This is a genomic window from Chryseobacterium sp. SIMBA_029, from assembly GCF_046535275.1.
In the GTDB taxonomy this organism is placed as follows: Bacteria; Bacteroidota; Bacteroidia; order Flavobacteriales; family Weeksellaceae; genus Chryseobacterium.
On sequence record NZ_JAWRXA010000936.1, the window covers coordinates 1 to 230 of the forward strand.

Below are 230 nucleotides of genomic sequence, written 5' to 3' on the forward strand. Positions count from 1 at the left end.
CCCGCAACAAGCCGGGCTTCCGGCAGTTCATCAGGGACATAGTCGCCACCCTTGACCCAAATATCGGGCCGGATGTCGGTCAGGCACGCCTCGGGGGTGTCCTCCTCGAAAACGACCACGGCATCGACGCATTCGAGCGCGAGCAACAACTCTGCCCTGTCTTCGACGCTCACAATGGGCCGGTGCATGCCTTTGAGCCGCCTCACGGAGTCGTCGGAATTCAGGCAAAC

1 pseudogene is annotated in these 230 nt (G+C 61.7%); it reads right to left on the minus strand.

Annotated features, from left to right (window positions below):
• Positions 1-230, minus strand: a pseudogene (locus SB679_RS26575) (D-beta-D-heptose 1-phosphate adenosyltransferase); the annotation flags it as partial.